Source organism: Rhizobium sp. 10N414 (assembly GCF_056394785.1).
Genome location: NZ_JBFTIN010000013.1, coordinates 13,705 through 38,657, shown reverse-complemented (window position 1 = coordinate 38,657; position 24,953 = coordinate 13,705). Strand labels below are relative to the sequence as shown.

Sequence of the window (24,953 nt, the reverse complement as noted above, 5' to 3'; positions counted from 1 at the left end):
CATAATCCTCTCCTGACCAGGCCTTAACGGATGACGTCGCCGGTTTCGGCCTGCGCCGACTGCTGTTCGGGCAGCTTGACCTTCAGGTTCTCGGCCATGAACTGCGTGCCGGCCGCGACGACGAGGTCGCCGGTTTTCAGGCCGTCGGCGACGTGGACGCCAGCGCCGGTGAAGTCCGTAACCTTGATTTCGCGGGCATGGACGGTCGATGCATTGCGATCGACGATCCAGACGATCTTCTTGCCATCCTTCTCGGCGAGCGCGCTGAGCGGAATGGCGACGTTGGTCTCGGCATTGCCAACGGCGGCCTCGATCGTCGCCGTCATGCCGAGCAGCACGCGATCGTCGTTCGGAAGGCTGACGCGGACCGAGAAGGTGCGCGACTGCGCATCGGCACTGCCGGAAACCTCACGCACCTTGCCATCGAGCACGAGCTTGTTGTCCGACCAGAAGCTGGCCTTGACGGTCTTGCCGGGTTTGAACTGCGCGATGTCGTTCTCCGGAACGGCGATCTGCACTTCCTTCTCGCCATCAAGCGCGACGGTCGCGACAGGCGTGCCAGCCGCGACGACCGCGCCTGTGTCGGCGCTGATCGAGGTAACGATGCCACTACGGTCGGCCTTCAACTCGGTATAGGCGACCTGGTTCCTAGCCTGGTCGACCGACGACGCCGCGGCATCGCGCGTCGAGACGGCCTGATCATAGCTAAGGGCTGCCTGCTCCATCTGCGATTTCGCCGTGACACTCTTGTCGAACAGTTGCTGCGCGCGTTTGTTGGCGAGATCAGCGGTTGCCACGCCCTTTTCGGCGGCGGCGAGGTTCGCCTCGGCGGTCTTGACCGCCAGTTGATAGTCCGTCGGGTCGATTTGGGCGAGCAGATCGCCCGGCTTGACGCGATCGCCGATGTTGACACGGCGGTCGGTGATCTTGCCGGCGACCCGGAAGCCGAGGTTCATCTCGACACGAGCCTTCACTGCACCGGAATAGTCCAGCGCGCGGGTATCGCCGGCCTCGGCAATCTCCACGACCTTTACCGGCCGGATGACCTCTTTCGTCTCGGCTTTCTTCTCGTCGCTGCATCCGGATACGGCAAGTGCGACGGCGCCGAGGAGCGCGAGACTGACTACGGACGGCAACTGAACTCTCTTCAGCGAAATCATCTTTCGCACTCCTGAAATCGGCTATCGGTTGATTTGCGGCCCTTGCCGCGAATTATTTCTTTAGCGCCCTGATCGAGAACTCGACCAGTTCGTCGACGGTGGCGCGGTTGGTCTTGGCAAGACATTGCGCCACCATCTGCGGATGACAGAGGCTGATTGTTGCAGCCCCGAAGCAGCGGGACGCGACATCCGCGTCCTGCTCGGCAAACTCGCCGGCAGCGATCCCCTCACGGATCACATCGGCGAGCAATTCATGAATACTGTCGATATGCCTTTCGATTACGTGCCAGTCGCGCTCGATGGCGACGATGACCATCTCATGCACTTTTTCCTGATCGAGCATGGTGTCGACCGTAATCTGATACTGGCCCTGCACAAAACGTCGCAGCCGGTCGGAAGCGCTGATCGGCAGGTGGCAGACGTCGTACGCCATCTGGTAGCTGTGAACCAGCATACGGCCACAGATCGCCTGGTGGATCTCCACCTTCGAGGCGAAGAAGCGATAGACGTTGGCCGGCGACATGCCGAGATCACGAGCGATGTCTGCCACCGTCGTCTTCGAATACCCGTAATGACGGAAAAGCCGCTCGGCAGCGTCGAGAATGCGGGTCACATTCTCCTGGCGCGTTATTTCGATCGTGTTTTCCGCAGCATCGCTAATCAATTTTGCGCACTCACTTACGACTGACGATTTTTGAATTTCGTCAGTCGTAAGACATCATTCGTAATTTGTCAAGGTTTGGCCGCATCTGAGACTCACGGCCGATCTGGTGTAAATAGGATGGGCATCTGCCAACTCTCGCCGTTCCCGCTTATCTGCGCGCGTGGCGAGCACGGAAAATCGCCCCGACGGCTTGGGCCGCAGGGCGCATAGATTCAGTCGATCGAAGCTTGGAAAGATGGACAGGTGACGAAGTGCCGACACCTCGGTGCGGCACTCGGTCTCACCTCAAGGCTCAGGCGAGCTTGACGTCGAGCGAGATCGGGACAGCCGAAAGGGCCTTGGAGACAGGGCATCCGGCCTTGGCCTTGTTGGCGAGCTCGATGAATGTCCTTTCATCGGCATTCGGAACCGTGCCGGTCAGCGTGAGATGGATCGCCGTGATGGCAAAGCCGCTCTCTACGCTCTCGAGCGTCACCTTTGCCGTCGTTTCCATATCGGTCGCCTTGAGACCCGCCTCCTCAAGGATCAGCGACAAGGCCATCGTGAAGCAGCCGGCATGCGCCGCCCCGATCAGTTCCTCCGGATTTGTCCCTGGGATGCCTTCGAAACGGCTCGAAAAACCGTAGGGATAGTGTTTGAGCGCGCCACTCTGCGTGGAGATCTGCCCCTTGCCGTCCTTCAGTCCACCGGACCACTGCGCTGAACCTGTACGATTGATCTGCATGCCGTCCTCCTGTTTGGATGAGAGAAAGCGGGCTGTCGCCGCTTCGCCCGATCTACGAGGCAACCCGCCTCTTCGACCGATATAATCCTCTATCGGCAGAAGGCGACAACGCCGTGAAATTTCTTCTGACGGCGCACGGACAGAAGGCGTCAGATCTCGATTCGCGCCGTGTCGAGCGTATAAAGCTCCTGCGCGCGCTTGACGCCACGGAGCGCGTAACGGCCGATGCAGGCCAGCGCGCCGCGTTCGTTCTCCGGGATCGTCGCCGCAAACTCCGACGACATCAGCACGTTGAGATCGACCGATCGGCACATCGAGGCAATCCGGCTGACTTCGTTGACGGCGGGGCCGATGACGGTAAAGTCCAGTCGCTCGCGGCTGCCGATATTGCCATAGAAGACATCACCGATGTGCAGGCCGATATAGACCTCGGTCGTCGGCCGTTCTTCCAGCGCGCGCTCATCGTTCAACGCCTTCAGCTTCTGCCGCAGCAATCGCTCGGCTTGCAGCGACGCAGCACAGGCATCGGCAGGCTCGTCCGCCTTGAAGATCGCCAGGACACCGTCGCCGATAAGCTTCAACACATCGCCACCGGCCTCATGGATCGCGGAAATGACCACATCGCTATAGGCGTTCAGCATCGGCAGGATTTCTTCCGGCGGCGCGGTGTCGGATATTTTCGTATAGTTCAGAAGATCCGAGAACCAGAGAGCCGCCGAGATCCGCTCCGACTTGCCTCGGGTGATTTTGCCTTCCAATACCTGCCGCGCGGCGTCATCGCCAAGATAAACCTCCGCGATGGTCCTCGCGATACGCGCCAGCGCGATACACTTGATCGCAAGGGCCAACACCGGCACCAGCTTCCGCAGAATGATGAGATCGTGATCAGAAAATCCCTCGGGATGGCGGGTCGCGAAATGAGAGAAGAAGCAATCCATCTCGCCGATCGTGCCGGCCTTGGCAAACCGGTGGACCATCGCGACGAAATCGGTGTGGCCCTGCGCCTGCATCGTGTCGAGCATGGCGAAGTCGGCCGGATCGCCAAAACCGATGCGCCGTCTGACCTCGTTCTCCTCTCCCGCCCACAGATAGTAGAAGGCGGAACGTTGCCAGCTCTCCAATGCCGGTCCTTCGCTGGTGGAGCCATACTCGAATTCGGTCTCGATCTCCTCCTGGCTGTCCCAACGGAACGCCCGGCCTTCGTGTACGGGATGCAGTGTGTCCATCAGAGCCATGCCGCGATCGAGCGGCAAGCCACGTTCGCGGCAGGCGTCGCAGAAGCCGGTCAACAGTTCGGCCTCCGACGCGCCCTTGAGCCCCTGCTCCGTCAGCCAGGCCGCAACTGTCCCTATATCGCTGTATTCCATACCGTTTCCCTCGCTCCTGCGAAAGCACTATCGCGATTTTACCGCTAAGGGAAAGGCAAACCTCAATCCGTAGCAGGCATGTTGTAAGGTGTAACAATCTCCAGCGACGACAATGCCGGAGGCGCAATTCCGCCCCTGACAGAACGGCCCATGACGGCGCGAAAGGCCGAGCGGGCATCCGTGCGCAGATCGTGGTGCAAGACGAAGCCGATCTTGCGGTCGGCAAGCAGCGCGCGATTGTCCGCATCGAGATCATGCGCGACGAACACGCGGATCGGCCGCTTCGCCGCCTCGAAGGCGGCCAGCACTGCCTGGTTTCCGCCGCCGATGGAATAGACCGCGTTGATCGCCGGATCCGCCGCGATTGCACGAGCGGCCAGCGTGCCCGTCGCTGCATCCGTTCCGTGGCCTTCGCTGATTTCGATCATCCCAATCTGGGGATAGCGTTCGCGCAGCACGCGGCGAAAGCCCATCTCGCGCTCCTCCTCACCGCGAAATCGACCGCTGGAGAGCGTGACGAGAACCCGCCCGGGCGCGTCGCCGAAATGCTCGCCAATAAGATAGGCTGCAGTCTCACCGGCCGCTCGATTATCAGCGCCCGCGTAAGCACTGCGGGAGGAATTCGGCAGGTCCGTCACCAAAGTGACTACCGGAATGCCGGCGTCCGTTGCGCGGGAAACCGCAGCAGTGACCTCCGGAACATCCGGTGCTTTCAAGACGATGCCGTTCGTGCCGCGCAGCCGGACCCGGTCGAGCAACTGCACCAGCTCTGCCTGCTTCATCACCTCGGCGAAATGGAAGCGGCACCGGAACACCGTCGGCAGAAAGGTGGCGACCTCCGCCTCAAAGGCATCGCGAACGGCGGTGCTGAAGCGGTCCGGCGTTTCCATCACGACATCGATGGCGAGCTTCCGCCCGCTCACCTCGCCGCCGATCTGCTGCTTTTCCAGCTCTGCGATCGCAGCCTGCACCCGCATCATCGTCTGATGCCTGACGCCACTCCTGCCATTGAGAACGCGATCCACCGTCGCTGTGCTCAGCCCGGCCTGGAAGGCGATATCCTTGACGAGAAACCGGTGTGCCACACAATCCGTCTTGATGGTTTTTTGATGGATTCCTGATCTATAACACACCAGTCGGCGGCGTATAGTGCCCTCATCGGAAAGGGAGGAGCACCTGATGAAAACCGACAACCTTCAGAAATTGCGCGCCGATCGCGTCTGGCTGACCGAGGATGCTTGCGATCTCGGCGACTTCCGCAAGCTTGCCGAAAAGACAACGGCTCTCGCCGACTATCCGACGGCCGACGCCGTCGAAAAGAACATTCTGATTTATGATAGCCCCAAGGTCGCTGCAGCGATCGCCAGCGGCCGCAGAGCGGTTCTCGCCGAGATCTGCGAAGCCTTTGGCGACGGCCCGGGCGTCGTCGTTTTCAAGCGCGCCTACAGGGATCCCGGCGTCATCGACCGCGCCAGCGCAATATTCAGCGAGATCATCGAGGAGCAACACCGAACCGCGAGCGGCGGCGGCGATCACTTTGCTAAGCCGGGTGCCAATGACCGCATCTGGAACTCGCTGGAAAAGCACTGCCTCGCCGATCCCGAGAACTTCGCCGAGTACTACGCAAACCCCATCGTCGCGATCGCAAGCGAAGCCTGGCTGGGCCCAAGCTATCAAATGACCGCCCAGGTCAACCGGGTCAATCCGGGTGGCGCGGCACAGTCCGCGCACCGCGACTACCATCTCGGCTTCCAGTCTTCCAAGGTGATCGAGCAATTCCCGGCGCATGTGCACCGGCTCTCGCCGGTGCTGACCCTGCAGGGCGCGATCGCTCATTGCGACATGCCGCTCGAAAGCGGTCCAACCCTCTTCCTGCCGCACAGCCAGACCTATGAGCCGGGCTACCTCGCGGTCAAGCGCCAGGAGTTCAAGGACTATTTCGAGACGCATCATGTCCAGCTGCCGCTCGAAAAGGGCGACGTGGTGTTCTTCAATCCGGCGCTGTTCCACGCGGCTGGTACGAACCGCTCGACCGACATCAAGCGCGTCGCTAATCTGTTGCAGGTCTCCTCGGCATTCGGGCGGGCAATGGAGACCGTGAACCGCGAGCGCATGAGCGCCAAGCTGTTCCCGGCTTTGAAGGCCCTGAGGGGCAAGCTGTCCGAAATCGAGATCGGCTATGCCGTTGCCGCCTGCGCCGAGGGCTACTCGTTCCCGACCAACCTCGACCGCGACCCACCGCTTGGTGGCCTCGCGCCGAAGACGCAAGCGCAGCTGATGCACGAGGCGCTGCGGGAGGATTGGGATGACGCGCGGTTCCTCTCGGCACTGGCGCAACAGAGCGAGCGGCGACTAAGCTGACGCATCCGCATTGACGAAATCAGCTCCCGGCGCCTTGGTGCCGGGAGCTTTCGGCATATAGGCCATCATTCAAAGGAGGAGTACATGACAACAAACCACAGCCGCCTCGACGGCAAGATCGCCATCGTAACCGGCGGCACTCAGGGACTCGGGGCAACGATCTCCCGCCTCTTCGCCGAGCGCGGCGCCAAGGGCCTTGTCATCTGCGGCCGCAACGAGCAGAAGGGAAAGGCCAAGGCCCATGAGATCGCTGCCGCCACCGGGGCCAAGGTCGTTTATGTGAAGGCCGACCTTGGCCAGGTCGAGGATGCCAGAAACGTCGTTCAAGTCTGCGACGAGACATTCGGTCGCGTGGATGCCCTGGTGAATGCGGCCGCCATCACCGACCGCGGCACAATTTTGAACACCAGTCCGGAGCTCTTCGACGCCATGTTCGCCGTCAATGTCCGTGCCCCGTTCTTCCTGATGCAGGAGACAGTAAAAGTGATGCGGCGCGAAAAAATCGAGGGCACCATCGTCAATATCGGCTCCATGTCGGCCAAGGCAGGGCAGCCCTTCATTGCCGCCTATTGCGCCTCGAAAGGTGCACTGGAAACCCTGACAAAGAACACCGCCTACGCGCTTCTACGCAACCGCATCCGCGTCAACGGCCTCAATATCGGCTGGATGGCCTCCGAGGGCGAGGACCGCATTCAGCGGGAATATCACGACGCACCGGCTGATTGGCTGGAAAAGGCGGCCGCGGCCCAGCCGTTCGGCCGCCTCGTGGATCCCGAGGAAGTGGCGCGTGCCTGCGCCTATCTTTCCTCGCCGGAATCAGGCCTCATGACCGGGTCCGTGATCTGCTTCGACCAGTCGATCTGGGGCGCCTATGACGGCTCGCCGCATCCGGACACAGCCCTCTAAAAAATGCAGAGCCCGGCGCTTTTGCCGGCGCCGGGCTCTGGAACACTTGACCGTTTACGTTTACGAAGATCGTCACATCGCTTTGGGAGGAGCTGACCCGTGTCAGAAGATGCGCTCTATGACATTCGTGACGACCGTTTCCGTGGCTTGATCGCCGGCAGCGCCCGGCTGGAAGAACTTTATAGCGGCTGTCGTTGGGCAGAGGGTCCCGTCTGGTTCTCGGACCTCAATTGCCTGATCTGGAGTGATATTCCCAATGAGCGGATGATGCGCTGGGTGCCCGACGGTAGCGTTTCAGTTTTCCGCTCTCCCTCGAATTACGTCAACGGCAACACCCGGGACCGCCAGGGCCGGTTGGTTTCCTGCGAGCACGGCGGCCGCCGCGTGACTCGCACTGAATTCGACGGCCGCATCACGGTGCTGGCCGACAGTTACAAAGGCAAACGCCTGAACTCTCCGAACGACGTCGTCGTGAAATCGGACGGCTCGATCTGGTTCACCGACCCGACCTACGGCATCATGTCCGACTACGAGGGCCATAAGTCCGAGCCCGAACAGGAAACCCGCAACGTCTACCGCATCGACGCATCGACGGGCGAGATCGAAGCTGTTGCCACGGATTTCATTCAGCCCAACGGCCTAGCCTTCGCGCCGGATGAGAAGCAGCTCTACATCGCCGATTCCGGCTCCCGAAACCATGATGTCCCCCGCCACATCCGCGTTTTCGACATCGTGGACGGCAAAAGGCTCGCGAACAGCCGGTATTTCTGCTCGATAGACAGCGGCGTGCCGGATGGGTTCCGTTTCGATGTCAGCGGCAATCTCTGGACCAGCGCTGCCGATGGCGTTCACTGCTTCGCGCCCGACGGCACGCTCCTCGGCAAGATCAAGGTGCCGCAGACGGTCTCGAATATCGCCTTCGGCGGCGTAAAGAAGAACCGACTGTTCATCACCGCCACCCTATCGCTCTATTCGATTTACACCACGACCAACGGCGCCCAATATCCATAGGATAGCATCGCGCGCCACTAGGACGTCAGCGCTGACTACCAGTCAGCCATCTCCAATCCAGAAAGAACCATCGATGCTTGAGTTTCCACGCGCCCTTCAGCAGCGCCAATCTGTTCGCAACGCCTTTTGCATGGGAGCCTGAGATGCGTTCCGTCGTCTCTTTCAACGAGAGCTGGAGTTTCCACGAGGGTTTCGGCCAGCGCCTGCTCGGGAGCTTCGATGGCTCAGCGACCGTCAGCCTGCCACACACGGCCGTTGAACTGCCGTTCAACTACTTCGACGAGACAAGCTACCAGCGGGCATTCACCTACCAAAAGATCCTGCGCTGGATGCCGGAATTCGAGGGCCGTGAGGTCTCGCTTGTCTTCGACGCCGCCATGGCCGATGCCGTCGTCTATTTGAACGGTGAAGAGATCATCGCGCACAAGGATGGCTACACACCGTTCGAGGCGCGCCTCAACGGCAGCCTGGTGGTCGGCGACAATCTGATTACCGTGAAAATCGACGGCAGCGAAAACCCTGAAATCCCGCCCTTCGGCGGCCGCATCGACTACCTGACCTATGCCGGCATTTACCGTGACGTCTGGCTGAAGGTCACGGACCCGGTTTCCATCGCCAACCTGAAGATCGAAACCCACAATGTGTTGGCGGAGGAAAAGTCGGCAAGCGTGCGTGTCGATCTTGCCAATCTGCAACAACTCACCTTCCTGGGCTCGGTATCCGCATCCCTGAAGGATGAGGATGGGCGCGTGCTCGCCACGGCTTCCGCGGAAACGACCGGTGAAGATGTTACTCTCTCTTTCAATGAGCTGACCGGTATATCGCTCTGGGATATCGACAATCCGGCGCTTTACGAAGTCACCGTCGAACTGAAGACAAGTCACGGTTCCGACCGCGTCTCGTCGCACTTCGGCTTCCGCACCGCCGAGTTCACGATCGAAGGCTTTCTTCTCAATGGCCGGCCGCTGAAGCTACGCGGTCTCAATCGCCACCAGGCTTTCCCCTATGTCGGCTATGCCGCTGGCAGATCGGCCCAGGAACGCGACGCCGATATCATGAAATCCGTGCTGAAGTGCAATATCGTCCGCACGTCGCACTATCCGCAATCGAAGTGGTTCCTCGATCGGTGCGATCGCATTGGTCTTCTGGTCTTCGAGGAAATCCCAGGCTGGCAGCATATCGGCGACGTCGAATGGCAGCAGGAATCGATCCGCAACGTGCGGCGCATGATTGAGCGCGACTGGAACCATCCCTCGATCATCATCTGGGGCGTTCGCATCAACGAATCACAGGACAGCCACGATTTCTATGTCGAGACCAACCAACTTGCCCGTGAACTGGACCGTACGCGGCAGACCGGCGGCGTCCGCTACATAACCGACAGCGAACTGCTCGAAGACGTCTACACGATGAACGACTTCATCCTCGGCAACGAGGAACTGCCCGGCAACAACCGCCCGCGCACGGCGCTTCGTCCACAGCAGGAATCCACCGGTCTGTCGTACAAGGTGCCCTACATGATCACCGAGTTTGGTGGCCACATGTATCCCACCAAGATCTACGACCAGGAGGCTCGCCAAGCCGAGCATGTCCGCCGACATCTCGAGGTGCTGAACGCAGCCTATGGCGATCCTGATATCGCGGGTGCGATCGGCTGGTGCATGTTCGACTACAACACCCACAAGGACTTCGGCTCCGGCGACCGCATCTGCTACCACGGCGTCATGGACATGTTCCGCGAGCCGAAGTTTGCCGCCTATGTCTACGCGAGCCAATGCGATCCTTCCGAAGAGGTCGTCATGAAGCCCGTCACCTTCTGGGCTCGCGGCGAGCGCAACATCGGCGGCGTTTTGCCGTTGATCATCCTGACCAACTGCGATGAGGTCGAATTGCGATACGGCGCGGTGACGAAGCGGATCGGCCCGGACCGCGAGAACTATCCGCACCTGCCGCATCCGCCTGTCGTTCTCGACCACCGCCATTTCACGCCGGACGAGCTTGGCACGTGGGGGCTTGAATGGATCGATGGCGAATTCACCGGCTACATTGCGGGCGAGCCGGTTGCCAGGTTGACGCTCGCGGCCGACCCGCTGCCGACAACGCTGCAGGTCGTTGCCGACAGCCCGACTTTAAAGGCCCGGGAGCGCGACACGACCCGCGTCATCATCCGCGCGCTCGATCAGCAGGGACAGCGCCTGCCCTTCATGAATGACAATGTCACCATGCACGTCGACGGACCGGCGAAGATTGTCGGGCCGGCATCGATTCCGCTACAGGGCGGCACGGCCGGCTTCTGGTTGGAAGCGACAGGACTGACCGGCGCGATCAGCGTACAGGCGAACTGCAGCCGGCTCCCTGCCGTCAAGATCGAACTGACCGCCGTTTGAGCATAATGGCGGTACGCCCGACCTCGCGGGGCGTGCCGTCAGCCGGACCGCGCCGGCTGCACTGACCGGACTGTGCCGTTGTTGTCGACGATGCAAGAGAACTTCTTGCCGCCGGCATCGAGATCGACGCCGAAGGTGCCGTCGGGCAGTTGACGGGAGGCCGTGGGCAGTACCTTGGCGTTCGCGCCGGCAATTCCGGCCGCCGAATTGGCGCAGAGTAGCTGGAGATCCGCCGGTGCGGTCTGCAACGTGGTGCGGGCCATGCTGTCAGGCGCTGGCGGCGTCGGCGGCGTGCAGGCGCCGAGCAACGCCGCGCTCGCCATTGCCGTTATCGCCCAGCCGATCGAAATTCCCCTCGCGATTCTCTGCCCCAAGATCCTGTCCCCCGACTAGCGTTGTTTTCTCCATTTCCGGCGCTTGTGCCGGACCTATTGTCAGACGCCCTTGTAGAGCGCCGCCCCCTGCATCAGCACGATGACCTTGGCGCCAATCTTGATCCGCGAGGCGAGGTCGACGATGTCGTTATTGTTCATACGGATGCAGCCGGAGGAAACGTCGAGACCGATGGTCCAAGGTTCCGCCGTCCCATGGATGCGATAGATGGTGTCCTGGTCGCCTTCGTAGAGGTAGAGCGCCCGGGCACCCAATGGATTTTCCGGTCCGCCCGGCATCCCGGCTGCCCACTTGGCCGCGTTTGGGTCACGCGCCACCATTTCGGCCGGTGGTGTCCAGGTCGGCCATTCCGCTGTCCGGCCCACACGCACGATCCCGGCCCAACCGAAGCCTTCGCGCCCGACGCCGATACCGTAGCGGATGGCCTGCCCGCCAGGCTGGGTGAGGTAGAGGAAATGCTGGTTGCCGTCGATGATGATCGTTCCTGGCGGCTCCGCGGTCCTGAAGGTCACGGTCTGCATCCGGAATGCTTCCGGCGGTTGGTTGTTGCGCGCGTAGTACTGGCGAGCTTTCTTCTTGTCGTAGTCGACCCAAGTGTGCGTCTTGGAGTCATAGATCTGTGTCTGAGCCCAGGCAGCCAGGGGGCCGAGGCAGGCTGCCGCAGCAAGCAGAGCCAAAGTCAGCTTGCGCGGCCGGATGGCCTCTTTCCTCTTCACCGGAAATTTGCAGCGTGCCGTCATTGCTTAGCCCACCCATCCACGCGCTTTGCGTTGTCGGCGACCCATTTTTTCGCGTAGTCGAGCGGCGGTATGCGGTCGACTTCAAGCGCATAGCTCATCGCCGTCGCCTCCTCCGGCGTCAGATCGACTTTTTCCAGAAACGCCGCGATCTCGGGGCGTTTCTTGGCGAAAGCGGCGCCGTATCCGATGCGGAAGTTGGCTGTATCCCAGGCCGTCGATGCGGAGGACTTGGTGACCCAGAGCGGATCACTGGGACCGACGAGCTTCCACTTGCTGGCATCATGCGGGGGCTCGGTAAGGCGGACGATCCTGTGCAGGTCAAAGATGAAGTGCGGCGCGTAGCAGGCAAAGACAAGCGGCTGGTTTGTTGCGATCGCGATATCCAGCCCCGCCATGGCGACTTCTTCTTCCGACTCGACCAGCGTCAGGTTCTTGGCGTAGCCGTAGGTGTTTGCCCGCACCCGCTCGATCCCCGTCGAAGCCCAGGTCGGCGCGCCGAGCCACAGCTCGCCCTTGCCGTCACCATCAGTGTCGAGAATCTTTGTTTTCTCCGGATCGCTGAGATCCGCGATCGACTTCAGCCCCTTTTCGGCGGCAGCCGGCGTCGCGCAGATGCCCTGCCATGCCGGCACGCCATGCTTGGCGAGAACCACGGCACCCTTTTCCGTGACAAAGGTTTTGATGACATCTTCGAGGTTCGGCTGCCAGACCTCCGGCTGGATGTCCACCGTGCCTTTCTCCATGCCATTGAACGCAAGTAGCGTCCCGAGCTCCTGCACATCGGCATTGAGCCCGAATTCCTTGGCAATGCTGACCTTGAGAATATTCGCCGTCGCCTGCCCGGAAGGCCAGTTCGGCATCGCGATCACGAGATCGGCGGCGAAGGCGGCACTACTCATCGCAAGCGCTGCGGCGAGAATGGATGAGAAGAGCCCTGAACATGCTACGCACTTCATCATGCTGCCCCCAAACATGCGAGAAAGGATCGCAGAAATGCACGTCACATCTTGCAGGCGAACATGCATAAAGCATTTACATGCGTCAAGTCGAATTGACGTTCGCACCCGGTCCTAGCGAAGGCAGTTTTCGTCTGCCCAAGCCTTGACGCTCGCTGCCATCGTGGCGAGATGATCGGCGACGGAGAAGCCGGATATCTTCTTGCGCGGCGCGAGATCGTGGTCGCCATCCTCGAGCCAACGCAATGATATTGCGGGGGAAAGCGGATAGTTCTCGACCTCCTCGCGCGTACCGAATTCGTCGCGCGTCCCCTGGCAGATAAGCGTCGGCGAACGCAGGTTTCTCAGATGCGCGGTGCGCAGTTGTTGCGGCTTGCCGGGTGGATGAAAAGGATAGCCAAGGCACAACAATCCACAGATCGCGCCTTGGTCATATAGCTCGTCGGCAATTATGCTGGCCACTCGTCCGCCCATGGATTTGCCGCCGATGATGAGCGGCCCGCTGCTCGCGACCTCCTTTACCGCCTCCATGTATTCGGGGATGAGGGTCTCGGCTTTCGGCGGCGGTTTTCTTGCATCCGACGTCCGCCGCGCCGCCATGTAGGCGAACTCGAAGCGCGCGATCCGGAAGCCTTTACCGACAAGCGCTTCGGAAGCCGCCGTCATGGACTTCGAGTCCATCGGTGCGCCGGCACCGTGGGCAAGCAGGATGGTGGCTGGGGGATTGTCCGGGCCGGTGATCAGAAACGTCTCGCTCATCGCGATGTCATAGCGCAATGAGCAAAGCCTCACCATATCGGACGTGCAAGGTGATAGCCGGTCAATGGAATTTCGGCATGTCGGGAAGCGCCGAGAATTCTTCGCTGATCATTTCGCTCATGGCGACCAGGATCTCCTTGCGGGAGAAGCCCGACCGTTCGAGTTGCAGGATCATTTGGTCGAGATCCAGTTCGAGCTGACCGCGACAGCAGGCCACCCGATCGGCAGAAACGAGGAGAACTTCTTCAAGAATTAGCATCGCTTCGCTCCTAATTTCCAGAAGCAACCTGCGACTGCGCTAAATGTTCCAGGGACCGCCAGCAACATTTCCTGAACGGCGACTGCGGGATTTTATTACAGATTACTAATTAATATGCGGTCGACGCCCCTTCGATCACCAAATGTCCATGCCGCACTTGGCGGCTTCCCCCCAGGGGCCGTTTCAACTCTGTCTGCCGAGCACATGCACTGGGACAAGATCAGCCAGTGGCCCACGGCGTAATATACCGTATACTACCTCATCCCCTGTGTATTTTACTGCCTTGACGCCCGTACTCATCTTATCCTTTGGAAAACTCGGAGGACATGGCGATGACTGCAAACGAGACGACCCCTCAGTCGATGACCAGTGCCGAAGATCTGCGCAAGCGTGCCCTTGAACTTCAGCTTGCGGAGATGGAACGCGACGACAAGATAAAGGCCCGCGAGGCGACGAAACATGCAGAGTTCGTCGAGGATTTTTTCCAGAAGCATATCGGCGAGACAGAGCGGGCGGTCATCAAACGGCTGGTGATGAAAGCCGCCGCGGACGGAAAATACGAAGCGATGGTCTACAGCTTCCCGTCGAGCCTCTGCTCGGATGGCGGTCGACACATCAACAACAACCTGCCCGGCTGGCAGAATACCCTCCAGGGCAAGGCAAGGGAACTTTACGATCTCTTCGAGACGGCGGCCAAGCCCCAGGGCTATGGGCTGAAGGCGGTGATCATCAATTTTCCGGGGGGCATCCCCGGCGACGTCGGCTTCTACCTGACCTGGGAGCCGCCCGTCGAATAATTCGGAGCGGAAAGCGCGCGATACCGGCCGACAGGGTTTGCGAACGTCCTGCGCTTTGCGGGGTAAGCGGGGAGAAGCTTGGCCCTCCGCGCCAACGGAGCACGCGATGCCACGGTGCGCCAAGACGGCATGGAAGCGCACAGCACTCGCCAGGACGTATTCTCAAGGCATCGGAGCCCGTGGCGATGAAGGCGATTGAAGCATATTGCGAACGCATCTCCTGGCCGTATCGCTCATTGCAGTACACCACCACCTCCGCCTCGAGGTTCGAGCAAAGCCGTTCAGATTCAAGGATGCGCCGCTCATCCGTCGAGCTGGCCGAGGAAGCGCCCCAAGGCGTCGACCCCCAGGTCGTAGGACTCGAAAAGAGCGCTCAATGTCTCGCTTGCCACGGAGACAAGACAGCGACGGATCTCGGGGATCCTCATCATTAGTTTTGCGTCCGCGCTGCTTCGTTGAAGTCGTGGATCGTTCCATATGAGGAATTCAGCAGCCGCGAAGGAGCAGGCATTTCATGGCATCCGGCAGGCCACAGATCGCCGATGTAATCGACCCGGGTGATGCCCTCGGCGAAGTCCTCTTCGGACTGATTATGGCGCTGACATTTACCGTCGGCTCACGGGTCATCTTCACCGAAGGGGGCCTTGACGTCCGCGAGCTGATCGTCGCGACCATCGGCTGCAACGTGGCATGGGGCATCATCGACGCCGTGCTGTTCGTCTTGGGCGTGGTATTCTACAAGAGCCGACGCGGACGCGTCTTTCGGCAGGTCAGGGCCGCTCAAAACGAGCGGGACGCCATTGCTGCGCTCCGGAAGGAATTTCCGATCGACGGCGAACCGCTAGTTTCCGCGGCAGCGGATGAAGAGGCACTCTACCAAGCCATGCTCGGCCTCGCGCGGCGAGGAAGCCCTGCCAACACTCGTCTGTCGAGAGATGATTTTCTCGCCGCCTTCATCGTCTTTCTCCTGGTATCGGCGACATCGCTGCCTGCGGTTATCCCCTTCTTCATGATCAGCAGTGCGGACCTTGCGCTGAGAACCAGCAATTTTCTACTGGTTGCCCTGCTCTTCCTGACAGGCTGTGCCTGGGCGCATTTTTCGGACGCAAAGCCGCTCAACGCAGGCATAACGATGACGTGCCTAGGCCTCGCGCTGGTCGGCATTGCGATTGCTCTCGGGGGGTAGGGATGGTGGACCGCGCTACGCCACCGCCCGCGACAGGGACCAGGAGTGCATCGGACTGGGCATTTCCCCTGCGATTGCACCTCAGCGTCATCATTGTCGGGCTGCTGGCTTGCACGGCGCTGCCGCTCGTGTGGATGGCATATACCCAAGGCAAGGTGACCGCCCTGTCCGCTGGCGAAGCACAAATGCGTCAACTCGGCTTGCGCACCATCGAGAACTACCGCGATGTGTTCAACGGCGGATACACCGCGATCGAGACGGCCGCCGCCGTCCCGCAAATACTCACGCCGCCACCCCAGGATCTGCCGGCGAAGCAGGCCCTGCTGCTGCGAGAACTGAAGTCGTCCTTCCACATAGACGGGGTCTATGTCGGCTTTGCTGACGGGACGTACATTCAGGCCACCAACCTTGCGACAAATCCGGCGTGGCGCGACGCCTTGAATGCTCCGGCCGACGCCGCATTCGCGGTTCGTGCGATCACGAAGGTCATCGGTATTCCAGTGACGACCTGGACGTTCTTCGACCAGGACATTCGACCTCTCGCTCGGCGCGCAGACGGCGACGATGTCTTCGACCCGCGGTCCCGGCCCTGGTACAAGGCCGCCGTCTCGGAGGGCCGGACGACATCGGTCGGCCCCTATGTTTCCGCTGCGACCAACTACCTCACCCTGACGTTCGCTACGCCCGTAGCCGGGAAGGACCAGGTCGTTATCGGCGCCGATGTGATGCTTGTGACCTTGGGAGAGGTTGTCGATACCGGGACGATCTCGGAAGCGGCGCATGGCTACGTATTCGACAGCACTGGCCGCCTGATCGTTCACTCCGACCCCGCGATCATGACGAAACTGCGCGATCAGATGCGTCGCGGGAGGCTGATGTCTGTTGCAGACGTGGCAGCGACAGACCCAGCCATCCCGGCCGTCGCGAATCTGGCACAGGACCGCAGCCGGCCGGATGGCGATGTCGTCCGCTTTCTGGTGAATGGCCGCGAGTATCTGGCCCAAAGCTTTCGTGCGGAAATAGCCGGCATGCTGAAAAACTACACGGTCGTCATCGCAGCACCGCTTGACGACCTGGTCGGTCCTGTCGAGCGGACCCTGAGGCGCAATCTGGCTGCCGCAGCCGCCTTCCTGTCGGCGGGCGCGATCGCCGCGATCATCATCTCCCGGTTGATCAGCCGCTCGCTCTATGCGTTGGCCGACGAGGCGAGGCAACTGGGCAATCTGGAATTCAAACAGAGCCGCGTCTCGCGCTCCTGGATATCCGAGGTGAACGCGCTCGGCAAAGCGCTCGGTTCCGCCCGTGATACCATCCGGATGTTCTCGCTCTACGTGCCGCGTGAACTGGTCCGCAGGATTGTCATGACAGGCCAATCAGCGATCGGCTCCGCCTCCAGGCAGGAGATCACTGTCCTCTTCACCGACATCAGAGAGTTTACCACCATCTCCGAACGGCGCTCGCCCGAAGAGGTCGTCGCCCTGCTTTCCACCTATTTCGAAACCCTCAATATGATTGTCGAGCGCCACGGCGGTACCATAGTGCAATATATCGGCGACTCCGTTTTGGCGATGTGGAACGCACCGGTTCATGACGAGCGGCATATCGAAAACGCCTGCCGTTGTGCCTTGTCGATGAAAGCGGCGATCGACGAGATGAATGCTTCCAATCGCGCCGCCGGTCGCCCCGAACTCGTTACCCGCTTCGGCCTGCACACCGGACCGGCCGTCGTCGGCAGCGTCGGCGCCGAAACCCGCCGGCAATACACCGCAATCGGAGACACTGTAAACATCGCCTCGCGACTGGAGGGCCTGAACCGCGACTATGGAACCTCGATCCTCGTCAGCAGCGCGGTCCGCAACGCAGTTGCGGAGAATTTCAGTTTCCTGCCTATCGGCACTGTCAGCGTCAGGGGCCGAACGGGGCAGACCGAGCTTTACGAGCTTCGGGGCTAGTATCGCTCGAACAATCCGTCCATTGCAGGAAGGCTCTTGGCCCCTGCCAGAGAGCGCGGCTATAGCGATCGGTAGGGGATATCGGATGGCCTTGAGGCTTCTACGCTCAGGTGCCTCGTGGCGATCGAAGCTGCCTGGAGTATTCGCTCTTTCTGCAGGCTGGGTACCGCGATCACCGTCTCAAACCCGAGGTTTGTGCGGCCCTCACTATCGTTGCCCAGATCAAGGTCGACTTCAAAATAAGGCACCAGCATCGTCGCCGTCCCACGGACTCTCACGGACTGATGGTCACGTGGTACGAACTTCGAAATGATGCGCCATTCGCACTCCTCACGAAAGGACGGATCCTTGAAGGCACAGGCTAGCTGCTGGTAACGAGTGACAATCTGGTTTGCGAACTCTTCGACCCGTTCATCGTCCAAGGGCGTTTTCTGGCTTTGCTCATAGATACACTTGACAAGGCGGAAGCCCGCCCTTTCGGCAACCCTTTGCAGGTCGCTGACGACAAATCCCAAGCATACTCCTCCACCCGCACCATAGCCCCTCCATTGGCTCAGGAGATCGTCGTCCTCCGCAAAGGACGCCGTGTAGACATATCCCCTGCTGGAAGAAATCGATGAGAGAGGCTACCCGAAGCAAAATGGCCTGCTGTCTTGACGATGCGGCCTTCGCACGCTTCTGCCTCCGCCTTCAGGTAGCCCAGCCCATATAGGAACTCCCTCTGAATCATTCAGATAGTGGATGTTTGTCGCCCATATCACTTTCGAACTGACAATACCGAGAAACCCTTGAAGTGTCGTGTAGTGGAAAAGGCGCGGCCGCAGTGTCGCGCTCGCCCTGCCGGCTGACGTCGGCAGAAGCGAAAGGTGATCGTTAATCATATTTGGCGTCAGTCGAGCTCCGTTGAGGCGAAACCACGCTGGAGCCTTTCAGGGCTAAATTGAACCGTTCTGCCAGAACCACACCTCAGTCGCGCACGACCGTCCAGTTGTCGTCGGGGTTGAACTCCTTGATCGCCGCGGCGCGCTGCTCGGTCTCGGGCCCCAGATCTCGCTGGTAGACGATGTTGGAACCGTTGACGACGAAGGTCTGAGCCCCGGTCACGTGATACTTGACCGGCCAGGCGATCAACGCAAAACCGCCCGTCATGTTGCCATTGATGATATAGCTCTGCTTTCCACCGATCACGTTGGGGCCCTGGGCCGTCAGGATGCGATAGCGGTAGCCATAGTAGCCTTCGCCGCGCTTCGCCTTACTGAAGGCGGCCGTTTCGATCAGGGGCCCCGCCGGGCTTTCTTCATCAAAGGCACCGGGCTCCCAGTAGAGGCCGTCGCGTTGTCCCGGGGTGCTGATCAGCTTCTGCGCAAATTCGAAAAGTCCGTCCTCGTCCTCGTCGATTTGCGCGTACGCGTATTGGGCGTTCACATAGTCATGCATCGTCTGGATTGTCGCCAGTTCGCTCTGACCGACACGGCGGTTGACGATCTCCTGCAAACCGACCTCGGTATCGAATGCCCATTTGCCGTCCTTGTTCTTCGACAGAGGAAAGGGCAGCGGCCACATGACGTCGCCAATCAGAACCACCTTGCGATCATGGAGGTCCTGCAATTGCAGTTGGCGCAAAGCGCCCTCGCGGATCGTTTCATAGCTTAGCATCGCCTCCTTGCTGGATCGCAGTTTGGCCGCGTCCAGACCGAGAAGGCTCGCGAGGCCATCGATATCATTGGCGCTCAACACCGTCTTGAACCGCTCAAGCGCCGCCGATGGGTCATCGAATGACGGCGGCGTACCGGCCACGAATTCCTGAAGATTCGTCTGAATCTGCGACATCGACGGGGCCGCCCACGCCAGGGAGAGAGCCGTTCCGAGCAACAGCGGAATCAACTTAAACTGTGGTCTCATGGTTTATCTCCGGAAATCTGAATAGCTGGACACCCTATCGCCGACCGCCGCCGCGACCGCCACCTCCACGCCCCCCACCGCCGCCGTGTGGGATCGGGCGCGAGCGTTGAGCGGAGGGACGTGGACCACCCCGTTGCCCGCCTCCCATGCTCTGTCCGCCTCGCTGGGAAGCCACCGCTTCACGCCGGCCGGACTGCACGTTGCCGAGGGCGCTCGGTTGGCGCGAACGGTTGTCGGGCCGCGCCGCCATCTTCGGTGCGCTTGGCTTCTTGACTGCCGGCTTTGATGGACGGTTGGCAGCATTGCCCGGTCGATTGGCGGCATTTCCTGGACGCGCATCCACGCGATTGCCCAGATCGCCCGGACGGGCATCCGGACGCGCCCCACCCGGCCGGTTGGCGACAGCATCGCCTGCCCTCGGATTTGCCCTCAGGCCCTCCGCAGTGCTCTTTCGAATATCGTCAGCACGTGTGCTGACATTTCTGGCTCCTTGTCCGCGGTTCGCCTGCCGGTCGCTGACCTTGTTCTTGAGCTGGTTGCGGTTGTCGGACTGCAGGCTGGATTTGATCGCCGAACGATCGATGTTGGCGAGCTGATCCCTGTCGATATTCAGCTTGCTGCGATCGACCTTGGTCCAGTCGACGTCGTTCCATTTGACCTTGCCGTTGAAATTTCGGTCGTTAAAGCAGTTGTTGCAGTCGATATCGACATCGCCGCCCCAATTGCCGCCCCAAACGCCCCAATCGTCCCAATTGACGATGGCAGCCCAGGCGACGCCCGTCACCGCGGCGGCAAAGAACCCGGCACCCGGATAATAGTAGCTGTCGTAAGAATTGGGATAGTAGGAGATCGGAGCGGCCGTATAGCCTGGCTCATAGAGCATTTCGGGTGGATATTGAGGGATATAGACCTTCTCGGGATTGGTCGGTCGTATGACGACGTTCTCGTTCTCAGTCACGACCGTGATCTTGTCGTCGGTTTTGATGACGTTCTTCGCCACCGCTTCGTCGCGAAGCTGCTGAATGGCGATCAGTACATCCTTTTGCTGGTTTGTAAGCGCGTCACCCAGCGATTGAGTCCAATCGAGATCGTCGCTCATCATCTTGACGATATCTGGATAGTTGAGGAGCGAGATGACACTTCCATCCCAATCATCCTTCGGCTTGAGATCGGCGTCTTTCTTCTTGGCCTCCAGGAAACGCTGAGCCTCGATGACCTGCACCGGAAACAGTGAAGCCGCCGAGATCGCCGCCACGAGCTCGTCCGGATAGAGGGCGATGCGTGCCACAAGCACTTCAAGCTCATTCTCGGAAAGCAGAGCGGCCTCCGGCGCCGTCGTCTCTGTCGAGGCGAGTTTCTGTGTGGGGGTCGCGGTCTGTGAATACGCTGGCGGGCCGGGATGCATCGAAATGATTGCCAGCGCAGAAAGCCCCGCAAGCAATCTCAAATATCTTGCTTTCACCACGCAACGACCTCCTCTGAATCAAAACAAATTTTGTGTAAGTGCCTCACGGAGATTTTGGTCTGGTGTCCGAAGGCCGCCTAAGCATCACGATTTTCGATTGTGCGAGCGCCTCACCCATTTCCTTCAAAAGGGCTTCAACCAGTGCGGCATATTCTTGCCGCCGCGCTTCGCGCACGCTTTCGGGAAGGCGCTCGATATGCGTCAAGGTTTCCACCGCGATTGCCAGATCCTCGCACATGCTGTGAAACGCGTCGCTCCCGTAAAAGAGCCGCTGCACCAGCTGCGCCTGGCCAGGAAAGTGCGCCTCGGCCCTTTCGAGAACCGACAAAGGTGTAGAATTGCTATCTCCCGAAACCATCCCCGCCCCGCTGTCAAATGCGTTAAGCAGAGTTGCATCATATAGCGTCAGCCCGGAATGGCGGCGTAACTTACGCGATCCTACGTTCGGCGGAGTTTTCCCTTATGCGCCTGTCGCTCCTGCCATCCTCCATCGATCTGCTACGGCGACCATCCAGGATCATCTTCAGCAGCTGCACCTTTCGTCAGACCAATAGAGGATACGTGATGCTACGGGTCTTTGCGCCAAAGTGGGTCTAGTATCCGCAGGTCGACAGCAAGCGAACGGGCGGCCAGACCAAGCCGAAGAGGCGGCCAGACCAAACCGAAAAGGAGGAACGGTGTTTCTCGACTATTTTGCACTGGGAGTGTTGCTCTTCGTCGTAGTCACTCTGTTCTATGCAGTGATCGCGATCCACGACATCCCACACCTGATCGCCAAGGCCAGGAACCATCCGCACCAGGACGCCATCCACGTTGCCGGATGGGTGAGCCTGTTCACGCTGCACGTCATCTGGCCCTTCCTTTTCATCTGGGCCACCCTTTACCGCGAGGATCGCGGTTGGGGCATCCGGACGGATGGCAAGCTATCCCCAGAAGCCGAAGCCAACGCTGAAATTGCCCGTCTCCACGCACGGATCGCGGAACTCGAGGCTCCAATGGCAGAGAGGGAGAAGGTCTGATGGAATTACTCCTGATGCTGACCTACGCGGCTTTTTGCTTCGCGATCTTCAAGTTGTTCAGAATTCCAGTGAACCAGTGGTCGCTTGCGACGGCTGTCCTCGGCGGCATATTCATAATTGCCGGGCTGGTGCTGCTCATGAGCTACAACCATCCCTATTCCAGCGATGGGCGCATTTATTTTACCTCGGCTCCGGTCATCCCGGTCGTGGGCGGCCAGGTCGTAGAGGTGCCGGTCACGCCAAATGCTCCGTTGAAGAAGGGCGATGTTCTCTTCAGGATCGATCCTCGGCCCTATCAATATGCCGTCGATCAGAAAACGGCGTCGCTTGCCGAAGCCAAGCAGACCGTCCTGCAGTTGAAGGCTGCTCTCGATGCCGCCAATTCGGCCGTAACAGGTGCGGAAGCATCTAGGGACCGCTCGCTGCAGGCCTTCGAAAAGTTTCAGGCATCGAATGAAAACGCAAAATCCAGCGGCAGAGGTGCCGTCTACTCCGAACTCGAAGTCGAGAACCGGCGCGGCATCTACCTGACGGCCGAGGCCGCCGTCGATACAGCCCGTGCTCAGGCGGCGCAAGCAAGGCTCGCCTACGAGTCCGAGATCAACGGAACGAATCCCACGGTCGCGCGGCTGGAGGCAGAGTTGGCGAACGCGCAATACGAGCTTGACCAGACGACCGTGCGCGCACCGAGCGACGGATACGTGACGCAGGTTTTCCTACGTCCCGGCATGATGGCGAATCCCCTGCCCTTGCGGCCGGTGATGGTCTTCATCAACAGCGAGGACCGGTACCTCGCTGCCGCCTTCATTCAGAATTCGCTCCAGCGCGTGCGGGTTGGCGACGAGGCCGAGGTGGCGTTCAAGGCCGTCCCCGGCAAGATCTTCAAGGCGCGCGTCCGGGAAGTCATCGATGTGATGGCGCAAGGCCAGTTGCAGCCAGGCGGCGCGCTGATCGACCCGCAATCGCCCGAACGGCTGTCGCCGGGGCAGACACTGGCGGGTATCGAAATACTGGAGAGCACCGACGGGTATCAACTGCCCGGCGGTGTGGTCGCCGAGGTCGCGGTCTACACACATTACTGGCACCACGTCGCTCTCCTCCGAAAGGTCCTGCTACGCATGAGCAGCTGGATGAACTACGTCTTCCTCGAACACTGAACGCATCAACAATTTCCGGTCGTTGCCTGGATGCGGCGGCCGGACAAGCTTGGAGATCAACCACGAGAGAGCAGAGGGAGCCCGAGTTGATAGGCAGCCTACCAATGTTGCGGGGCCTGGCCGGTTTCAAGAAAGACTGGCTTCGTAGCGATATCCCTGCCGGATTGTCGATCGCCGCGGTGGGTTTGCCGAGCGCCATTGCCTATCCGGCGATTGCTGGCCTGCCTCCAGAGACCGGCATCTACGCCAGCATCGTTGGGCCGATCGCCTACGCACTTTTCGGCCCTTCCCGGCTCTTGGTCGTCGGCCCCGATGCCRCAACGATGACGGTGCTTGCGGCTGCGATGACCGTTATCATCGCGGCCGATCCGGCTGCTGCCAACATTGACCGGGTTGCCATCGCATCGGCGCTCGCCCTTGGCGTCGGCGTCTTTTGCATCGCCGCAAAACTGCTGCGCCTCGGCGTCCTCGCGAGCTTCCTGTCGCGCCCGATCCTGGTGGGCTTCTTTGCCGGCGTGTCGCTTTCCATCCTCGTCGGGCAGATCAGCCGCTTCACTGGTGTAAAGATTGAGTCGGATGGTCTCCTTGCGCCGGTTGCCGAAATTCTTGGCAAGGCCGCCTTGATCCACTGGCCGTCGCTTCTCTTCGGTCTCTCCATGTTTGCGCTGCTTTGGATCGTCAAGGCGTTCCACCTCAAGGTTCCGGGTCCTGTGCTCGTGGTTGTTATTTCCGTCATTCTCTCGGCGCTTTTCGACTTCCAGGGACGTGGCATGGCTGTCGTGGGCAATATCCCAAGCGGCTTCCCGAGCTTTTCCCTGCCGGCAATCCATCAGATGCCGCTCGATAAGCTTGTGCTTGGTTCGGCCGCGATCTTTCTGGTGAGCTTCGGCGCCGGCATCGTGACCGCGCGAAGCTTCGGATCGCGCACTGGTGAAAACGTCAATGCGAACCAGGAACTGATCGGTCTCGGCGCGGCCAACATCGCGCCCGGCCTGTTCGGTTCCTTTCCCATCAGCATGTCGGACTCGAGAACCGCGATAAACCTCTCCACGGGCGGCGTCTCCCAGCTGGCGGGACTGGTCTCAGCTGCCACGCTGATCGCCGCTCTTGTATTCCTCCACAGCGCTCTGCGGATCCTGCCGATCCCCGCGCTCGCAGCCATCCTTGCAAGCGCCGCCATCAGCCTCATCGATGTTCAGGAACTCAAGAAGATCTGGCACATCAGCCGCATGGAATTCGTCTTTGCGCTGATCGCCATGTGGGGCGCAATCAGCTTCGGCGTCCTCAACGGCGTGGTCRTTGCCGTTGCCGCAACCTTCGTCTACCTCCTGCGCAAGACGATGTTTCCGCGTGACAGCCTCCTTGGTCACATTGCCGGACGGCACGGCTTCTTCGAGCTCGCCCGCTTCCCGGAAGCGCGCCCCGTCGAAGGCGCTGCCGTCTTCGCCATCCAGGGCAACATCCTGTTCTATAACGCCGACTATGTCCGCATGCGTCTGACGGAGGTTGCCAGAGAGCTTGCTCCCGGAACCAAGTGCTTCGTTCTCGACGCCGGTGCCATCACGCACGTGGATAGCACAGGTGCGCTCGCACTCGACGCTGTGGCCGATGACTTGGCCAAGCGGGACATCGTCTTTGCCATTGCCGACGTCAGCGAGGAGAGTCGCGGCATCCTGGAGCGTGCCGGGTTCATCAAGAAGATCGGCGCCCACAATCTTTTCAATGGTCGGGAAGAGGCCCTGCGCGCGCTCATGGGCAATGTCGCAGGGAATGCGCGTTAAACAATGG

General features: G+C 60.4%; 25 protein-coding genes. 10 read left to right on the top strand and 15 right to left on the bottom strand.

Translation table 11 applies throughout. The annotated features are described in order from the left end of the window. Positions 1-23 precede the first annotated feature (23 nt). The 5 genes from AC1DE4_RS14310 to AC1DE4_RS14290 all read right to left on the bottom strand — a co-directional run bounded on the left by AC1DE4_RS14310 (position 24) and on the right by AC1DE4_RS14290 (position 5,000). Positions 24-1,160 (bottom strand): efflux RND transporter periplasmic adaptor subunit, encoded by a 1,137-nt coding sequence (locus AC1DE4_RS14310; protein ID WP_113472048.1) that lies wholly within the window; start codon positions 1,158-1,160, stop codon positions 24-26. Positions 1,161-1,212: 52 nt separating this feature from the next. Further along, positions 1,213-1,821, bottom strand: a complete 609-nt coding sequence (locus AC1DE4_RS14305) for a TetR family transcriptional regulator (RefSeq protein WP_192241500.1) — start codon at positions 1,819-1,821, stop codon at positions 1,213-1,215. Between the two features lie 295 nt (positions 1,822-2,116). Then, positions 2,117-2,548 carry an OsmC family protein gene (locus AC1DE4_RS14300; protein ID WP_018856470.1) on the bottom strand — a complete coding sequence of 144 codons (432 nt, stop codon included), beginning with the start codon at positions 2,546-2,548 and terminating at the stop codon, positions 2,117-2,119. Positions 2,549-2,697: 149 nt separating this feature from the next. Further along, the gene (locus tag AC1DE4_RS14295) at positions 2,698-3,915 is read right to left on the bottom strand and encodes an adenylate/guanylate cyclase domain-containing protein (protein ID WP_018856469.1); all 1,218 of its coding nucleotides are present in this window, start codon (positions 3,913-3,915) and stop codon (positions 2,698-2,700) included. Positions 3,916-3,977: 62 nt separating this feature from the next. Then, positions 3,978-5,000 (bottom strand): substrate-binding domain-containing protein, encoded by a 1,023-nt coding sequence (locus AC1DE4_RS14290; RefSeq protein WP_169682941.1) that lies wholly within the window; start codon positions 4,998-5,000, stop codon positions 3,978-3,980. Positions 5,001-5,094: 94 nt separating this feature from the next. On the opposite strand from AC1DE4_RS14290, the gene AC1DE4_RS14285 reads away from it, so the two are divergent. The 4 genes from AC1DE4_RS14285 (at position 5,095) to AC1DE4_RS14270 (ending at position 10,580) form a co-directional block, all read left to right on the top strand. Continuing rightward, positions 5,095-6,276: a phytanoyl-CoA dioxygenase family protein gene (locus tag AC1DE4_RS14285; protein WP_192241487.1), complete on the top strand. Its 1,182-nt coding sequence runs from the start codon at positions 5,095-5,097 to the stop codon at positions 6,274-6,276. Positions 6,277-6,360: 84 nt separating this feature from the next. After that, positions 6,361-7,182: an SDR family oxidoreductase gene (locus tag AC1DE4_RS14280; protein WP_169682939.1), complete on the top strand. Its 822-nt coding sequence runs from the start codon at positions 6,361-6,363 to the stop codon at positions 7,180-7,182. A 99-nt stretch (positions 7,183-7,281) separates the two neighbouring features. After that, entirely contained in the window at positions 7,282-8,193 is a 912-nt protein-coding gene (locus AC1DE4_RS14275; RefSeq protein ID WP_018856465.1) for an SMP-30/gluconolactonase/LRE family protein, read from the top strand. Between the two features lie 143 nt (positions 8,194-8,336). Beyond that, positions 8,337-10,580, top strand: a complete 2,244-nt coding sequence (locus AC1DE4_RS14270; protein ID WP_113472052.1) for a glycoside hydrolase family 2 protein — start codon at positions 8,337-8,339, stop codon at positions 10,578-10,580. 38 nt (positions 10,581-10,618) lie between these two features. On the opposite strand, the gene AC1DE4_RS14265 is transcribed toward AC1DE4_RS14270, so the two are convergent. The 5 genes from AC1DE4_RS14265 to AC1DE4_RS14245 all read right to left on the bottom strand — a co-directional run bounded on the left by AC1DE4_RS14265 (position 10,619) and on the right by AC1DE4_RS14245 (position 13,687). Further along, the gene (locus AC1DE4_RS14265; RefSeq protein WP_082728634.1) at positions 10,619-10,903 is read right to left on the bottom strand and encodes a hypothetical protein; all 285 of its coding nucleotides are present in this window, start codon (positions 10,901-10,903) and stop codon (positions 10,619-10,621) included. 111 nt (positions 10,904-11,014) lie between these two features. Further along, complete coding sequence (locus AC1DE4_RS14260) at positions 11,015-11,713, bottom strand: L,D-transpeptidase (RefSeq protein ID WP_025658833.1); 699 nt, start codon at positions 11,711-11,713, stop codon at positions 11,015-11,017. Next, on the bottom strand, positions 11,710-12,672 hold the full coding sequence (locus AC1DE4_RS14255) for an ABC transporter substrate-binding protein (RefSeq protein WP_192241488.1): 963 nt from the start codon (positions 12,670-12,672) through the stop codon (positions 11,710-11,712). Before AC1DE4_RS14255 ends, AC1DE4_RS14260 begins: the two co-directional genes overlap by 4 nt. 111 nt (positions 12,673-12,783) lie before the next feature. Then, on the bottom strand, positions 12,784-13,428 hold the full coding sequence (locus tag AC1DE4_RS14250) for an alpha/beta hydrolase family protein (protein ID WP_192241489.1): 645 nt from the start codon (positions 13,426-13,428) through the stop codon (positions 12,784-12,786). Positions 13,429-13,489: 61 nt separating this feature from the next. Next, positions 13,490-13,687: a hypothetical protein gene (locus AC1DE4_RS14245; RefSeq protein WP_018856458.1), complete on the bottom strand. Its 198-nt coding sequence runs from the start codon at positions 13,685-13,687 to the stop codon at positions 13,490-13,492. A 332-nt stretch (positions 13,688-14,019) separates the two neighbouring features. Between AC1DE4_RS14245 and AC1DE4_RS14240 the strand changes: the two genes are divergently transcribed. After that, entirely contained in the window at positions 14,020-14,484 is a 465-nt protein-coding gene (locus tag AC1DE4_RS14240) for a hypothetical protein (protein ID WP_026371699.1), read from the top strand. A gap of 302 nt (positions 14,485-14,786) precedes the next feature. Here the strand turns inward: AC1DE4_RS14240 and AC1DE4_RS14235 are convergent, their stop codons facing one another. Beyond that, positions 14,787-14,915, bottom strand: coding sequence for a hypothetical protein (locus AC1DE4_RS14235; protein WP_281419719.1), 129 nt, complete (start codon positions 14,913-14,915; stop codon positions 14,787-14,789). Between the two features lie 83 nt (positions 14,916-14,998). Between AC1DE4_RS14235 and AC1DE4_RS14230 the strand changes: the two genes are divergently transcribed. Together AC1DE4_RS14230 and AC1DE4_RS14225 are read left to right on the top strand one after the other, a co-directional pair. Beyond that, positions 14,999-15,670: a VIT1/CCC1 transporter family protein gene (locus AC1DE4_RS14230; protein ID WP_192241490.1), complete on the top strand. Its 672-nt coding sequence runs from the start codon at positions 14,999-15,001 to the stop codon at positions 15,668-15,670. Positions 15,671-15,672: 2 nt separating this feature from the next. Then, complete coding sequence (locus AC1DE4_RS14225; protein ID WP_477881814.1) at positions 15,673-17,622, top strand: adenylate/guanylate cyclase domain-containing protein; 1,950 nt, start codon at positions 15,673-15,675, stop codon at positions 17,620-17,622. A 59-nt stretch (positions 17,623-17,681) separates the two neighbouring features. Here the strand turns inward: AC1DE4_RS14225 and AC1DE4_RS14220 are convergent, their stop codons facing one another. The 4 genes from AC1DE4_RS14220 to AC1DE4_RS14205 all read right to left on the bottom strand — a co-directional run bounded on the left by AC1DE4_RS14220 (position 17,682) and on the right by AC1DE4_RS14205 (position 21,347). Beyond that, positions 17,682-18,179, bottom strand: a complete 498-nt coding sequence (locus AC1DE4_RS14220) for a DUF2971 domain-containing protein (protein WP_281419720.1) — start codon at positions 18,177-18,179, stop codon at positions 17,682-17,684. A 409-nt stretch (positions 18,180-18,588) separates the two neighbouring features. Next, on the bottom strand, positions 18,589-19,524 hold the full coding sequence (locus AC1DE4_RS14215) for a DUF2950 family protein (protein ID WP_018856452.1): 936 nt from the start codon (positions 19,522-19,524) through the stop codon (positions 18,589-18,591). 34 nt (positions 19,525-19,558) lie between these two features. Then, complete coding sequence (locus AC1DE4_RS14210; RefSeq protein WP_113472064.1) at positions 19,559-20,986, bottom strand: DUF3300 domain-containing protein; 1,428 nt, start codon at positions 20,984-20,986, stop codon at positions 19,559-19,561. 46 nt (positions 20,987-21,032) lie between these two features. Further along, complete coding sequence (locus AC1DE4_RS14205; protein WP_026371697.1) at positions 21,033-21,347, bottom strand: hypothetical protein; 315 nt, start codon at positions 21,345-21,347, stop codon at positions 21,033-21,035. A gap of 319 nt (positions 21,348-21,666) precedes the next feature. Here AC1DE4_RS14205 and AC1DE4_RS14200 point away from each other — a divergent pair, with 319 nt between their 5' ends. From AC1DE4_RS14200 to AC1DE4_RS14190, 3 genes are all read left to right on the top strand, one after another. Then, positions 21,667-22,008 carry a DUF3302 domain-containing protein gene (locus AC1DE4_RS14200; RefSeq protein WP_018856449.1) on the top strand — a complete coding sequence of 114 codons (342 nt, stop codon included), beginning with the start codon at positions 21,667-21,669 and terminating at the stop codon, positions 22,006-22,008. Further along, positions 22,008-23,165 (top strand): HlyD family secretion protein, encoded by a 1,158-nt coding sequence (locus AC1DE4_RS14195; protein WP_018856448.1) that lies wholly within the window; start codon positions 22,008-22,010, stop codon positions 23,163-23,165. Before AC1DE4_RS14200 ends, AC1DE4_RS14195 begins: the two co-directional genes overlap by 1 nt. 104 nt (positions 23,166-23,269) lie before the next feature. Then, on the top strand, positions 23,270-24,946 hold the full coding sequence (locus AC1DE4_RS14190; RefSeq protein ID WP_477881811.1) for a SulP family inorganic anion transporter: 1,677 nt from the start codon (positions 23,270-23,272) through the stop codon (positions 24,944-24,946). The last annotated feature ends 7 nt before the right edge of the window (positions 24,947-24,953 follow it).

Excerpts from the sequence above, each read along its gene's own strand:
- AC1DE4_RS14265 (WP_082728634.1), bottom strand. The coding sequence starts at position 10,903 with ATGGCGAGCGCGGCGTTGCTCGGCGCCTGCACGCCGCCGACGCCGCCA.
- AC1DE4_RS14285 (WP_192241487.1), top strand. The coding sequence starts at position 5,095 with ATGAAAACCGACAACCTTCAGAAATTGCGCGCCGATCGCGTCTGGCTG.
- AC1DE4_RS14310 (WP_113472048.1), bottom strand. The coding sequence starts at position 1,160 with ATGATTTCGCTGAAGAGAGTTCAGTTGCCGTCCGTAGTCAGTCTCGCG.
- AC1DE4_RS14255 (WP_192241488.1), bottom strand. The coding sequence starts at position 12,672 with ATGATGAAGTGCGTAGCATGTTCAGGGCTCTTCTCATCCATTCTCGCC.
- AC1DE4_RS14280 (WP_169682939.1), top strand. The coding sequence starts at position 6,361 with ATGACAACAAACCACAGCCGCCTCGACGGCAAGATCGCCATCGTAACC.
- AC1DE4_RS14225 (WP_477881814.1), top strand. The coding sequence starts at position 15,673 with ATGGTGGACCGCGCTACGCCACCGCCCGCGACAGGGACCAGGAGTGCA.
- AC1DE4_RS14295 (WP_018856469.1), bottom strand. The coding sequence starts at position 3,915 with ATGGAATACAGCGATATAGGGACAGTTGCGGCCTGGCTGACGGAGCAG.
- AC1DE4_RS14195 (WP_018856448.1), top strand. The coding sequence starts at position 22,008 with ATGGAATTACTCCTGATGCTGACCTACGCGGCTTTTTGCTTCGCGATC.
- AC1DE4_RS14230 (WP_192241490.1), top strand. The coding sequence starts at position 14,999 with ATGGCATCCGGCAGGCCACAGATCGCCGATGTAATCGACCCGGGTGAT.
- AC1DE4_RS14250 (WP_192241489.1), bottom strand. The coding sequence starts at position 13,428 with ATGAGCGAGACGTTTCTGATCACCGGCCCGGACAATCCCCCAGCCACC.
- AC1DE4_RS14235 (WP_281419719.1), bottom strand. The coding sequence starts at position 14,915 with ATGATGAGGATCCCCGAGATCCGTCGCTGTCTTGTCTCCGTGGCAAGC.
- AC1DE4_RS14245 (WP_018856458.1), bottom strand. The coding sequence starts at position 13,687 with ATGCTAATTCTTGAAGAAGTTCTCCTCGTTTCTGCCGATCGGGTGGCC.
- AC1DE4_RS14240 (WP_026371699.1), top strand. The coding sequence starts at position 14,020 with ATGACTGCAAACGAGACGACCCCTCAGTCGATGACCAGTGCCGAAGAT.
- AC1DE4_RS14215 (WP_018856452.1), bottom strand. The coding sequence starts at position 19,524 with ATGAGACCACAGTTTAAGTTGATTCCGCTGTTGCTCGGAACGGCTCTC.
- AC1DE4_RS14270 (WP_113472052.1), top strand. The coding sequence starts at position 8,337 with ATGCGTTCCGTCGTCTCTTTCAACGAGAGCTGGAGTTTCCACGAGGGT.
- AC1DE4_RS14205 (WP_026371697.1), bottom strand. The coding sequence starts at position 21,347 with ATGGTTTCGGGAGATAGCAATTCTACACCTTTGTCGGTTCTCGAAAGG.
- AC1DE4_RS14300 (WP_018856470.1), bottom strand. The coding sequence starts at position 2,548 with ATGCAGATCAATCGTACAGGTTCAGCGCAGTGGTCCGGTGGACTGAAG.
- AC1DE4_RS14260 (WP_025658833.1), bottom strand. The coding sequence starts at position 11,713 with ATGACGGCACGCTGCAAATTTCCGGTGAAGAGGAAAGAGGCCATCCGG.